Source organism: Curtobacterium sp. PhB137, from assembly GCF_003814955.1.
Classification (GTDB): domain Bacteria; phylum Actinomycetota; class Actinomycetes; order Actinomycetales; family Microbacteriaceae; genus Curtobacterium.
This window is the reverse complement of record NZ_RKQO01000004.1, coordinates 1,063,275-1,076,349: the sequence shown is the minus strand read 5'-3', so window position 1 is coordinate 1,076,349 and position 13,075 is coordinate 1,063,275. Positions and strand designations below refer to the sequence as shown.

The window sequence follows — 13,075 nt, the reverse complement described above, 5'->3', positions numbered from 1 at the left end:
GTCAGTGCAGCATGCCGGCGACGTAGGCGGAGCCGCACGCGACCAGCACGCCGAACGCCGCGAACGAGCCGACGAGCACGTTCCGCCGACGCCAGCGGCGGACGGCCGAGAAGGTCCCGCGCTTCGCGTGCCGGTGGGCCGCACGGTGCATCCGGTGGTCGCGCTGGTGCTTGACGCGCTCGGGTCCGAGCGGCACCGGGCCGGTGACCTGCGTGGAGCCGCCCCGCAGGGCGTTCGCGATCGCCACCGCGGTCGGACGACGCTCCGGGTCGCGGGCGGTCATCCGGCTGAGCAGTTCGCGCCACTCCGAGGCGACGTCGTCCGGGATCTCGGGGTCGTGCCGCAGGCGGGCCAGTGCCGCCTCGATCAGGGTGCCGGAGTACTCCTGCTTGCCGGTCAGGGACTCGAGCAGCACCAGTCCGAGCGAGTACACGTCGGTGGCGAAGCTGATCGGCTCACCCGCGACCTGCTCGGGGCTCAGGTACGCCGCCGTGCCGATGATCGTGCCGTCGTTCGTCAGGCGCGAGCCGTCGACGAAGTGCGCGACGCCGAAGTCGGTGAGCTTCACGGTCCGGGCGAAGCCGGACGAGCCCTCGTCGCTGATCAGGATGTTGGCGGGCTTGACGTCCCGGTGCACGATGCCGCGCGAGTGCACGTAGGCCAGGGCGTCGGCGAGCTGGGCGCCGAGGTCGGCCACCTCGTAGTTGTGCAGGGCCCCCTCGGACAGTCGGCGGAGCAGCGTCGTGTCGGCGATGAGCTCCATCACGATGAACCGGTGCGGGCCGTCGGGGAAGTCGTGCGTGCCGGCGTCGTAGAGCGGGATGAGCCCGGGGTGGGACAGCATGCTGAGGAGCCGGATCTCGCGCTCCTGCCGGACGCGGTCGGCCGTCGTCATCTTGTCCGGCGTCGCGAAGAGCTTCACGGCGACGGCGCGGTAGGTGTGCTCGTCGCGGGCTTCGTAGACGGTCCCCATGCCACCCGTGCCGATGAGCTTCACCAGTCGGTACCGGCCCGACAGGACCGTCTCCGTCCGCAAGCCGTCGAGCAGGGTCATGGTGTCCGTCGTTCCGTCGGGAGCCGCAGGTTCCGCGGCTGCTGCCGGCGTGTTGGCTCACGAGAAACGGTACGCGTCCGACCCCGCTTTTGGGCGGGTGTTATGACATCGTGATCGGCGTACTTCCCTGTGTTCATGCGGATGCATCAGGGTACCGTTCGACCTCCGACCAGGGTGAGCGATCACGCAAGGAGGACAGCGATGGCACTGACGAAGGGTGACGAGGTGCACTGGAACACCTCGCAGGGACGGACGACCGGGAAACTCGTGCGGAAGCGCACGAGCGACTTCGAGTTCGACGGTCAGACGTTCAAGCCGACCGACGACGATCCGTACTGGATCGTCGAGTCGGAGAAGAGCGGGAAGCAGGCCGCGCACAAGGAGTCGGCGCTGACCAAGGCCTGACGACGACCGACTCAGTCGCGGGCGGGCTCGGCGCGACGACGACCTCGTGCGCCCCCGCTCGCGGCACCGTCGCCGTTGCCACCTCCGTCCGCGCGGCGGTCTGCCCGCCACCGTCGGACCCGCCGGACCACGAACGTGACCACGACGACCGCGATCGCGACGTAGAGCACCCGGTCGATCCACTCGGTGTACTGCTCGACGCGGTCGTACTGGGAGCCGAACGCGGCACCGAGCAGCACCAGGGCGCTGTTCCAGATGCCGCTCGCGATGATCGTGAACACCGAGAACGTGCCGAGGTGCATGCGGTCAGCACCGGCGGGCAGTGAGATGAGGCTCCGCACGATCGGGACGAACCGGCCGAAGAACACGGCGCTCTTGCCGTGCCGGTGGAACCACGCGGCGGCCTTGCGGAAGTCGTCCTCGTCGACCAAGGGGAGCTTGCCGAACCACCGCGTGGTGCGCTCGAACCCGATCTTCGCGCCGAGCCAGTAGAGCACCAGCGCACCGAGGTAGGACCCGAGCGTCGCCAGCACGAGGACGAGGACGAGGTTCATCTGGCCGGCGCCCGCCAGGAACCCGGCCAGCGGCAGGATGAGCTCGGACGGGATCGGCGGGAACACCGTCTCGATGAAGAGCATGAGCGCGACGCCCCACTCCCCCAGGGCGTCGATGATCTGGAGCACGAGGCCGGAGAGTCCGCCGAGGTCCGAGGGAGCGGTGGAGTCGCCGGTGGCGACGGTCATGGCACGGGCGGTCACGGCAGTCGTCATGCCCCCAGCATCCCTGAGCGCCCTGTCAGGACCCGGCGCGGTACCTGAACGTCAGCCGAGTCCCATGTGCGAGGTCCGCACGTGCGTCAGCGACCGCGCGAGGGCACCGCGGGCGACGGCGTCGCGACCCACCGTCGACGGCACGATCTCGACGGGGTGCCGGAGCTGGGGCATGACCACCGCGGCGAGCGCCTCGGCGAACACCGACGCCGCCGGCAGGACCTCGCCCCCGACGACCACGATCTCGGGGTCGATCGTCGTGACGAGCTGCACGACGCCCGGTGCCACGTCGTCCGCGAAGGCGCGGACGACGTCGACCGCCGCCGGGTCCGGACCGTCCTCGCCGACGCGACCCGGCGCTGCGCCCCCGCGCCCGGCTGCGGCGAAGACCGACTCGAGGTCCGTGTCGGACGTGATCCGGGCCTCCAGGCGGGCGGGCGCACCGGGCCACCCGGTCGAGGCCAGGCCGCCCATCTCGCCAGCCGCACCACGCGCCCCGCGCGCCAACGCCCCGTCGATGACGTAGGCCGCACCGATCTGCCGACCCATCACCAGGTACAGGCCATCCTGGACGCCCCGGAAGCGCCCCCACATCGCCTCGGCGGTGGCGGCGAGCTTGGCGTCGTTGTCGAAGAACGTCGCGATGCCGGGGAAGAGGTCCTGGATCCGGCCGGGCACGCGGCGCTCGACCCACTCGGGCACCGCGACCGTGTAGTCGATCTCGCCGGCGCGGTCGACGACGGCGGGGACGCCGAACGTGGCGGCGAGGACCGGGGACGCCTCCGAGTCGGCCGTCAGGCGGCGGACGACGTCCTGCACGCTCGTCCAGGCCTGCTCCGCGTCGGCGAGGTCGGCGTAGCGCTCCTCGACCCGGGTGAGGGTGTTCCCGCGCAGGTCGGCGCGGATGCCGACGATGCCGTGCAGTCCGAGGTCGACGCCGAGCACGGAACCGGCGGTGGCGTCCGCGGCGAAGCGCTTGGCCCGGCGGCCGGCCTTGTTCGGGGTGGCGATCGCCTCGGCCTCGGTCACCCAGCCCTCGTCGACCAGGTCTGCGAGCGCCGCCTCGACCGTGGGGCGGGAGAGCCCGACGGTGCGGCTGAGCTCGGTCACGGTGCGCGACGCGTCGTCGCGCAGGAGCTCGTCGAGGATGGCCCGGGAGTTCATGAGTCGGAGCACACCCGGCGTCGTCCCCACGACACTCGGGATCGTTGACACGGTCTCGTCCACGGCCATAGCCTCCACATTACGAAAGATCATTGAGGAATGGTGGACTCCGACATGCTCATCCCACGACCGCGCCGCGCCGTCCCCGGCACCGGCGCCTTCGAGATCACCCCGTCGACCCGCATCGCAGCGGACGCAGCGAGCGGATCGGTCCGACTGTACCTGCAGCAGACGCTCCGGGCGTCGACCGGCCAGCCGGTCCGCGACGCAGCGGAGGACGTGGCCGTCGACGGGGCGGCCTCCGCCGACGGGTCGGTGCGGACGGGCGTCATCTCGCTGCGCGTCACCGACGACCCCTCCCTGCCCGCCGGTCCGCCGTCGCCCGAGGGCGAGCGCGCCGAGTCCTTCCGCCTGACCGTCACACCCGACGGTGTCGACGTCGCGGGCGGCTCGGCCGCCGGCGTGTTCTACGGCGTCCAGGCGCTCCTCCAACTGCTGCCCGCCGACGTGTACCGGAGCGGCCGCGTCGGCACCGGGCCGTGGTCCGTCCCGTCCACCATCGTCGAGGACGCCCCCGCCTTCGCCTGGCGCGGCGTCATGCTCGACGTCGCGCGGCACTTCCGCACCAAGCACGAGGTCATGCGCGTCGTCGACCAGCTCGCGGCGCACCGGATCAACCGGCTGCACTTCCACCTGACGGAGGACCAGGGCTGGCGCATCGAGATCCGGAAGTACCCGCGCCTGACCGAGGTCGGGTCGTGGCGCCGCGAGTCCCAGGTGGGCGCACACGTCCCCGACGCCGACGGCGTGCTGCGCCCGGCATCGTTCGACGGCCGCCCGCACGGCGGCTACTACACGCAGGACGACATCCGCGAGATCGTCGCCTACGCGGCAGACCGGTTCGTCACCGTCGTCCCCGAGATCGAGACCCCCGGACACGTCCGTGCCGCGCTGGCCGCCTACCCGTCGCTCGGCGTGCACCCCGAGACGCCGGTGGAGGTCTGGACCGAGTGGGGCATCGCCGACGACGTCCTGAACGCCGACGACAGCACCGTCGACTTCTTCAAGGACGTCCTCGACGAGGTCATCGCGCTCTTCCCCTCGCGCTACATCGGCATCGGCGGCGACGAGTGCCCGAAGGTGCAGTGGGTCGAGGACCCCCGCACGCAGGAGCGCATGCGTTCACTCGGGCTCGAGGACGAAGAGCAGCTGCAGGCCTGGATCATCGGGCAGCTCGCGGCACACGTCGCCTCGCTCGGGCGGCAGGCGTTCGGCTGGGACGAGATCCTCGAGGGCGGCACCCTCGACCCCTCGGCGACCATCGTGTCGTGGCGCGGTCTGACCGGTGCGCGGACGGCGGCGAAGCGCGGGCACGACGTCATCTCGTCGCCCGACGACCAGGCCTACCTCGACTACCGCCAGAGCGACCTGGCGACCGAACCGATCCCGGTGTCCATCGTGCTGACGGTCGACGACGTCTTCGGCTTCGACCCGGTGCCGTCCGGCCTGACCGAGTCCGAGCGCGCCCACGTCATCGGCGGCCAGGGCAACATGTGGACCGAGCACGTCGACACCGCCCGGAAGCTCGACTACCAGCTGTTCCCGCGGGTGGCGGCGTTGGCCGAGGCGCTCTGGTCGGCGGACGTCACCGGACCGCGCGACGTCGCCGAGTTCCGCGGGCGGTTGGCCGAGCACACCGCGCGGCTCGAGGCGATGGGGATCGAGTACCGGCACGAGGCCGGGCCGTTCCCGTGGGAGCAGCGGCCGGGCGTCCCGGGGCGGCCGCACTCGCGCGAGGACCGCGCCGCCTACATCGACGCGATCACCGCGAACATCGCCGAGTAGCGGGACGCGCGTGCTCCTCGCGTGGTCACGACACCCCGTTCAGTGCCGGCGCGCGGTCACGTCTCGTCTTTTGGGCGCCACGCCAGCGACGGAACGTGACCGCCCGACGTGCGGCCGGCGGTGCGTCGCGACCACGGACGGACGGGAGGCCCGGTGCCAGCTGGCACCGGGCCTCCCGTCCGTCACGCGGTGACGTCGACTACACGGCGACGGCCACGCGGTCGTCTGCCGTCTCGGACACGGCGGCGTCCGCCGCCGGGGCCCGACGCACGAACTTCTTCAGCCCGACGAGCACCAGCGCGGACACGATCGTGCCGGCCAGGATCGCGACGATGAACATCGCGACGTCCCCGATGGCGAAGAACACGAAGATCCCACCGTGCGGCGCCCGCGAGGTCACACCGGCAGCCATCGAGATCGCACCCGTGACCGCGGCACCGACCATCGACGCCGGGATGACGCGCAGCGGGTCGGCCGCGGCGAACGGGATCGCTCCCTCGGAGATGAAGGACGCCCCGAGCAGCCAGGCGGCCTTGCCGTTCTCGCGCTCGGGCTTCGTGAAGCCCTTGCGGTACAGGACGGTCGACGCGAGTGCCAGGGCGAGCGGCGGCACCATGCCGGCAGCCATCACGGCAGCCATGATCTCGAACGGCACGACGTTGGTGGCGGTCCCGGCGCCGAGCCCGGCGACGGCGAACGCGTAGGCGACCTTGTTGACCGGGCCGCCGAGGTCGAAGGCCATCATCAGGCCGAGGATGATGCCGAGCAGGATCGCCGAGGCGCCGGACAGCGAGTTGAGGAACTCGGTCAGCTGGGTCATGAGCCAGGCGATCGGTCCACCGAGCACGAGCAGCATGAGGCCGGAGGCGATGATCGAGGCGAACAGCGGGATGATCACGACGGGCATCAGGCCACGCAGCCAGCGCCAGGTCGGGATGCGACCGATCCAGTACGCCGCGGCACCGGCGATGAGGCCACCGATCAGGCCACCGAGGAACCCGGCGTTCATGAAGACGGCGATGGAACCGGCGACGAAGCCGGGCGCGATGCCGGGTCGGTCGGCCATGGCGTAGGCGATGTACCCGGCGAGCGCTGCGACGAGGAAGCCGAGCGACACGGAGCCGATCTGGAACGCGGCGGCACCGAGGTAGTAGCGCAGCCCCTCCGGAGGCAGGTCGACCAGGTTGTAGTGCTGGAGCGCGAAGACCGCGTTGTTCACGCCGTCGTCACCGTGGGTGAGCGCGATGCCGTAGCCGGCGAGCAGGAAGCCGAGCGCGATGAGCAGCCCGCCGCCCGCGACGAACGGGATCATGTAGCTGACGCCGGTGAGCAGCCAGCGCTTGAGCGCCTGGCCGAAGTGTTCGTTCTTGGCGGTGGACGCACCGTCGACGGCTGCACCGCCCTGGACGCGTGCGGCGTTCGGGTCGTCCGAGGCACGAATGGCCTCGGCGATCATCTTGTCGGGCTCGTCGACGCCGCGCTTGACGGGTCCGGAAACGAGCGGCTTGCCGGCGAAGCGACCGCGGTCGCGGACGTCGACGTCGACCGCGAACACGACGGCGTCGGCACGGGCGATGAGGGCGGGGTCGAGGGGCTCGACCTGCGAGGACCCCTGGGTCTCGACGTGCATCTCGGCACCGGCGCGCTGCGCCGCGGCGACGAGGGCGTCGGCCGCCATGTAGGTGTGCGCGATGCCGGTCGGGCAGGCGGTGACGCCGACGAAGACCTTGCGGCCCGGCGCGGGTGCGGCGGTCGGACTGGAGGCGCTGCTCGCCTTCCCGACGCCGGCTTCGGACACCTCGCCGCTCACCTCGCGGTCGACGAGCTGGACGATCTCGTCCGGGGTGGCTGCGGCGCGCAGGGCGGCGGTGAAGTCGTCGCGGATGAGCGCACGGGCCAGGGTCGAGAGGACCGTCAGGTGGTCCTTGTCGGCCCCTTCGGGCACGGCGATCATGAACACGATGTCGGCGTCGCCGTCCGGGGCGCCGAACGACACCTTCCGGGCGAGACGCGCGAACGCCAGGGTCGGCTCGGACACCGATGCCGAACGGGCGTGCGGGATCGCGATGCCGCCGGGCACGCCGGTGCCGACGCTGGCCTCGCGCTTGATGGCGTCCTCGGCCAGGACCCGGCCGTCGGCGGCGCGGCCGGTCGCGGCGACGCGGTCGGCGAGGACGCGGATGACGTCGGCCGAGGTGGCACCGAGGTCCTCGTCGAGGCCGACGAGCTGGGCGCTGATGAGGCGCGGACTCGAGTCTGCGGACATGTGCTTGCTCCTTCGCAATGGCGCTGATCGCGCGGGTCGTGCAGGTGTTCGGGGAGTGGGGGTGTTCGAGCTGGGGCGGGGGTCAGGCGGGCTCGGGTGCCGGGTGCGTCGTGAGCACCCGGACCGAGATCGCCGTCGGGTCGGTGTGGTCGAGGGCGGGCACGTCGCTGCCGGGCAGGGCTGCTGCGGCGGCTCCGGTCGCGACGGCCTGGGCGAGGCGCTGCTCGGGCGACGCTCCGGCCACCTCGGCGAGCAGGTAGCCCGCGAGCGAGGAGTCCCCCGCGCCGACGGTGGAGCGGGCGACGATCCGCGGTGCTGCGGCGGCGAAGGCACCCTCGTCCGACACCAGCACGGCTCCGGCGCTGCCGAGGGTCAGCAGGACCGAGCCGACGTTCCGGTCGCGCAACCGCTCGGCAGCGGCCACGGCGGCGTCGAGGTCCTGCTCGTAGGTGTCGGGGTCGCCGCCGACGACCTCGGCGAGCTCCTCGGCGTTCGGCTTGACCAGGTCGATCCGCTCGCCGGACTGCAGCAGTGCGGTGAACGGGACGCCGGACGAGTCGACCGCGATCCGGACGTCCTCACCATGGCGTGCACGGACGGCGCGGACGAGCACGGCGAGCGCGTCGTCGGGGAGTCCGGGCGGGAGCGATCCGGCGAAGACCACCCAGCGGGCGGCGGGTCCGGTGGCGGTCGCCGCGGCCGTGTCGGCGACCAGGTCGGCCAGGTCGTCCAGCCGGCCGGCGAGCGAGGGACCGGGCTCGTTGAGCTTCGTGGTGGTGCCGGTCGGCTCGGTCACGGTGACGTTCGAGCGGAGCGGCGCGCCGATCGGCAGGGCGGCGGTCGGGATGCCGCGCGTGGCGAGGCCGAGCAGCACGGGGTCGAGCTCGTCGCCGGGCAGCACGGCGATGGTGTCCCCACCGCTCGCGACCACGACGCGGGACACGTTGACGCCCTTGCCGCCGGGCTCCGCGGTGGAGCGGATGGCACGCTGGACGGCGCCGCGCTGCAGTTCGCCGGAGAGCTCGATGGTGCGGTCGAGGCTCGGGTTCGGCGTGACGGTGACGATGCGGCGGCTCATGCGACGACGACCTCGACGTCGGCGTCGGTCAGGGCGCCGGCGAGGTCGGCCGGCGGCTCCTGGTCGGTGACCACGGTGTCGATCTCGTCGAGCCGGGCGAAGCGCATCAGGGCCTCGACCCCGTGCTTCGCGGCGTCGGCGAGCACGACGGCTCGGCGGGCGGCGAGGACGTAGGCGCCCTTGACCGCGGCCTCGTACTCGTCCGGGGTGCTCAGCCCGAAGCCGGCGGACAGGCCGTTCGTGCCGACGAACGCGATGTCGGGCCGCAGGGCGCTGATCTGCTCGACGGTGGCGGTCCCGACGGCGGCGCTCGTGACCCCGCGCACCCGGCCACCGAGCAGGTGCAGCTCGACGTGCTCGCTGTGCTGCAGGGTCGCGGCGATCGGGACGGAGTTCGTGATGACGGTGAGGGTCGCGCCGGCGGTGGCGGGCTCCCAGCGTGCGAGTTCGGCGGCGACGGCGGCGCAGGTGGTGCCGGCGTCGATCGCGATCGAGCCGGTGAAGGTCGAGGGCACCAGGCGCATCGCGGCTCGGGCGATCTCGGACTTCGCGGAACCGTGCTGCCCTTCGCGCTCGGCGACGGAGAGTTCGACGACGCTCGAGCGGCCGATGGGCACCGCTCCCCCGTGCACGCGGCGCAGGACCCCGGCGGACTCGAGGGTGTCGAGGTCACGGCGCACGGTCTCGGTGGTGACGTCGAAGTGCTCGGCCAGATCGGCGACGGAGACCCGGCCGGCGTCCTGCAGCGCTGCTGCGATCGCGTCGTGCCGCTCGGTTGCGTACATGCCCGAACTCCTTCGTTCCCGTGGGTTTCAGGAACCATAAGCCACAAACCCACACAAACACAACCACCCGCACTCGTCCCGCTCCCCCGCTCCGTCCCCGCCCCCTCCCCCGAGGTTCCGAAATCTCGGCATCTCGCGGCGCCCACAGCCCGTCCGTGGAACCTCGGCGTCCAGCACGCGGCATGTCGTGGAACCTCGACGGACGGCACACGCACGAACACCCCACACGCACGAACGCCCCACACGCACGAACACCCCGCCGCGTGTGCGACGGGGTGTTCGGTCGAGCACGTCAGCCCTTGACGGCTCCCGCGGTCATGCCACTGACCAGGCGACGCTGCACGATGAGGAAGAAGACGACCACGGGGATCGAGAACAGCACGCTCGCCGCCATCAGCCCGCCGAAGTCCGTGCCCTTGTTCGTCGAGAAGCCCGCGAGCCAGACCGGCAGCGTGTACATCCCCTGGTCCTTGAGCATCACGTACGCGATCAGGTAGTCGTTCCACGCCGCGATGAACGCGAACACGCTCGTGGCGATGACTCCCGGCATCACGAGCGGGAACAGCACGCTCCACAGGATCCGGAAGGTGCCGGCCCCGTCGACCTTCGCGGCCTCCTCGATCTCGACGGGTACAGCTACGAAGAACCCGCGCATCACCCAGATCGAGAACGGCAGCACGCTCGCGACGTACGCCAGGATCAGCCCGACGTAGCTGTTGAGCAGACCGAGCGTCTGGAACGACAGGAACAGCGGGATGAGCAGTGCGCCCGACGGGATCATCTGCACGAACAGGATGCCGACCAGGATCGCCCGCCGCCCGCGGAACCGGAACCGCGACAGCGCCGCCGATGCCAGGAACCCGACCACGATCGACAGCAGCACGGCGGCCACCACGACGATGGTCGAGTTCCGCAGGTAGACGAGGAAGCCCTCTTGGGTGAGCGCGCGCGTGAAGTTGTCGAGCGTGGGGTGCAGTGGTGCCCAGATCGGGGTCATGGTGGTGACCTCGTCCGCTGGCTTGAAGGCGGTGTTCACCATCCAGTAGATCGGGAACACCCACACCAGGCAGAACACCACCGCGATGGTGTTCGCCACCACGCGCGGCTTCCGCTTCCGCGCCCGCACCGGCGCAGCATTCGAGACGGTCACAGGTCCTCCTCCCCGCTGCGGACGAGCCGGCGGATGTAGTAGCTGGTGAGCGCGCCGAGGATCACGGTCGAGATGACGGCGATCGCGGCACCCTGGCCGTACGCGTTGGAGACGAACGACTTCACGAACGTCCAGATGCCCAGCGTCAGGGTGGCCTCTTCCGGACCGCCCCTCGTGAGCAACCAGATCTGGTTGAAGACGTTGAAGTCCCAGATCACCGACAGGATCGACACGAGCAGCAGCGTCGGGGCGAGTGCCGGCAGCGTGATCGCGCGGTACATCGTCCACGTCGAGGCACCGTCGAGCGCCCCGGCCTCGTAGTACTCCGGCGCGATCTGCGACTGTGCGGCGTACAGCGTCAGGGCGACGAACGGCACGGCCTGCCAGATCACGAGCGTGAGCACGATCGTGTACGCCTGCCCGGGGTGCGACGCCCAGTTGTCCTGCGTGTGGTCGCCGAACACCCGCAGCTGCGTGATGAGCCAGTTGAGCACCCCGTAGAAGGGCTGGAACAGCCACTGCCACACCAGGCTCGATGCGACGTTCGGCATCGCCCAGGCCAGCACGAGCACGACGCTGACCACGGTGCGCATCGCGACGCCCAACCGGGTGAGCAGCTGCGCGACGCCCATCCCGATGACGATCGTGCCGAGCACCATCGCCCCGGTGACCAGGACGGTGCGCAGGATGACCGGCCAGAACGACGCGTCGGTCAGGACGTTCGTGTAGTTCGAGACCCCGGCGAACCCGGCTTCCCCGGTGAAGATCGCCCGGAGCCCGTAGTCCTGGAACGAGATGACGACGAGCCGGACGAGCGGGTAGACGACGAGCGCGAGCAGCAGGATCGCCGCGGGCGCCAGCAGGACGAGCGGTGCGCGCGACGCCACCGCCGACCGACGACGCGCCCCGCGGCCGGGACGAACCGGCCGCCCGAACCCGGCACCGCCGCTGCCCCCGGTGCCCCCGGCGCCCGCGCCCCCGGTCCCCCCGCCGCCGGCGACCGGCTCGGACTGCTCCGAACCGGTCGCCTGCTCTGCAGTGGAGGTCATCGACTACTGCTGCGCGTTCAGCGCGGTCGTGAGGTGCTTCGAGAAGCCCTCGGCGGCCTGCTCCGGCGACTTCCGCCCGGTGGCGATGTCCGCGAACATCGACTGGAACGACGCGTCGCCCTCGATGGTCGCCCAGCCCGGCGTCGCCGGGGTCGGACGGCTCGTGCCCGCTGCCGCGAAGTACGGCTTGTGCAGGGTGTCGACGTCGTCGGCCACGGCGTCGAGCAGCTCGGTCGAGTTCGGCTCCCAGCCGTCCACACCGAACACCTGGTCCTGCTGGAACTCCTTCGAGGTCAGGATCTTCAGGTAGTACAGCGCGAGGTCCTGGTTGGCGGCCTTCGCCGGGATCCCGAGGTCGGAGCCACCGAGGAACACCGGCTGCGTCTTGCCGTCGGTCTGCGAGGGCATCGGGAACGTACCGATCTGGTCGGCGAGCGCCGGCTTCGCCGTGGTGATCGAACCGATCTCCCACGCCGAGCCGAGGAACGCCGAGGTGTTGCCCTGCGCGAAGACGTCGCTCTGCGAGGGCTTGTCGGTGTTGATGTCCTGCGTCGACTTCGCGGAGTAGTCGTTCTGGAACGTCTTCCACGCCGTCAGGCCCTGCACGGCGTCGTCGGAGTCGAGCTTCCCGGTCCACTTGCCGTCCTTGTCGGAGGCGATCTCGCCGCCGGCGTCCCAGACCCACTGCAGCCCGCCGTACCAGTACTGGCCGGGCATGTAGAAGGCGGAGAAGTCGCTTGCCGTGTTGGCGGCCTTGACCTTGTCCAGGTCGGCGGTGAGCTCGTCGTAGGTGGTCGGTACGTCGGTGACGCCGGCGTCCTTCCAGACCTTCTTGTTGTAGACGACGGCGCGGTTGCCGGCGAACAGCGGAGCGCCGTAGAGCTTGTCGTCCACCGTGGCCGGCCCCTCGAGCCCGGTGAGCCAGGTCTGGCCGTCCTTGAGTTCGTCGCGGTACGGCGTGAGGTCCATGAGACCGCCGGCCGCTGCGTAGACCGGCACCTGGGTGTTGCCGAGGTCGACCACGTCCGGGGCGTCGTCCTGGGCGAGCGCCGTGGTGAGCTTCGTGGTGATCCCGTCCCACTGCTGGGTCTGGATCTTCACCTTCGCCCCGGTGTCCTTCGTGAACTGCTTCTGAGCTGCGTCGAGGACCTTCTCGCTCAGGTCGCCGTTCATCATCCAGACGGTGATGGTCTTGCCCTTGCCATCGGGTGTGCCGATGGCCTTCGTGCCACCGTCGGAAGCTCCGTTGCTTCCGGCGGAGCACCCGGTGAGGGCGAGCGCGGCCGCCAGGCCGAGCGCACCGAGTGCGGCGAAACGCGTGCGTGTCACGTTGACTCCCTTGGTCCGGCCTTTATGAAAGGTCGTTGCGTATTCGCAATAGAAGACCTTCCGAGAGCCCTTGTCAACCGTTGGATCGGTCCCTGTGAGCGGGTTCGATCCGCGTGTTTCCGGGGGATCACGGATGGCGAACAGATCGTCGCCAACGCTTGACGCGACTGGTCATGACCA

The 13,075-nt window shown here is 70.9% G+C and carries 11 protein-coding genes; 2 read left to right on the top strand and 9 right to left on the bottom strand.

Features of this window, described 5'->3' with window-relative positions; genetic code table 11:
• Position 1: 1 nt before the first annotated feature.
• The gene (locus EDF28_RS05525) at positions 2–1,054 is read right to left on the bottom strand and encodes a serine/threonine-protein kinase (RefSeq protein ID WP_123293556.1); all 1,053 of its coding nucleotides are present in this window, start codon (positions 1,052–1,054) and stop codon (positions 2–4) included.
• Between the two features lie 201 nt (positions 1,055–1,255).
• On the opposite strand from EDF28_RS05525, the gene EDF28_RS05520 reads away from it, so the two are divergent.
• Positions 1,256–1,459: a DUF2945 domain-containing protein gene (locus EDF28_RS05520; RefSeq protein WP_123937440.1), complete on the top strand. Its 204-nt coding sequence runs from the start codon at positions 1,256–1,258 to the stop codon at positions 1,457–1,459.
• Positions 1,460–1,470: 11 nt separating this feature from the next.
• Here EDF28_RS05520 and EDF28_RS05515 read toward each other — a convergent pair whose 3' ends face one another.
• Both EDF28_RS05515 and EDF28_RS05510 read right to left on the bottom strand, forming a co-directional pair.
• On the bottom strand, positions 1,471–2,229 hold the full coding sequence (locus tag EDF28_RS05515) for a DedA family protein (protein ID WP_228504475.1): 759 nt from the start codon (positions 2,227–2,229) through the stop codon (positions 1,471–1,473).
• 51 nt (positions 2,230–2,280) lie between these two features.
• Complete coding sequence (locus tag EDF28_RS05510) at positions 2,281–3,456, bottom strand: ROK family transcriptional regulator (protein ID WP_185094140.1); 1,176 nt, start codon at positions 3,454–3,456, stop codon at positions 2,281–2,283.
• 36 nt (positions 3,457–3,492) lie between these two features.
• Between EDF28_RS05510 and EDF28_RS05505 the strand changes: the two genes are divergently transcribed.
• On the top strand, positions 3,493–5,238 hold the full coding sequence (locus EDF28_RS05505) for a beta-N-acetylhexosaminidase (RefSeq protein ID WP_123937438.1): 1,746 nt from the start codon (positions 3,493–3,495) through the stop codon (positions 5,236–5,238).
• Positions 5,239–5,437: 199 nt separating this feature from the next.
• On the opposite strand, the gene EDF28_RS05500 is transcribed toward EDF28_RS05505, so the two are convergent.
• The 6 genes from EDF28_RS05500 to EDF28_RS05475 form a co-directional block, all read right to left on the bottom strand.
• The gene (locus EDF28_RS05500; protein ID WP_123937437.1) at positions 5,438–7,504 is read right to left on the bottom strand and encodes a fructose-specific PTS transporter subunit EIIC; all 2,067 of its coding nucleotides are present in this window, start codon (positions 7,502–7,504) and stop codon (positions 5,438–5,440) included.
• A gap of 82 nt (positions 7,505–7,586) precedes the next feature.
• Complete coding sequence (locus tag EDF28_RS05495; protein ID WP_123937436.1) at positions 7,587–8,582, bottom strand: 1-phosphofructokinase family hexose kinase; 996 nt, start codon at positions 8,580–8,582, stop codon at positions 7,587–7,589.
• Entirely contained in the window at positions 8,579–9,367 is a 789-nt protein-coding gene (locus EDF28_RS05490) for a DeoR/GlpR family DNA-binding transcription regulator (protein ID WP_123340051.1), read from the bottom strand. The genes EDF28_RS05495 and EDF28_RS05490 overlap by 4 nt, the downstream gene beginning before the upstream one ends.
• Before the next feature lie 292 nt (positions 9,368–9,659).
• Positions 9,660–10,517 (bottom strand): carbohydrate ABC transporter permease, encoded by an 858-nt coding sequence (locus tag EDF28_RS05485; protein WP_243650121.1) that lies wholly within the window; start codon positions 10,515–10,517, stop codon positions 9,660–9,662.
• Entirely contained in the window at positions 10,514–11,566 is a 1,053-nt protein-coding gene (locus EDF28_RS05480; protein WP_123937435.1) for a carbohydrate ABC transporter permease, read from the bottom strand. The genes EDF28_RS05485 and EDF28_RS05480 overlap by 4 nt, the downstream gene beginning before the upstream one ends.
• A 3-nt stretch (positions 11,567–11,569) precedes the next feature.
• A complete protein-coding gene (locus EDF28_RS05475) occupies positions 11,570–12,895 on the bottom strand; it encodes a sugar ABC transporter substrate-binding protein (protein ID WP_123937434.1) in 1,326 nt (441 codons plus the stop codon).
• Positions 12,896–13,075 lie beyond the last annotated feature (180 nt).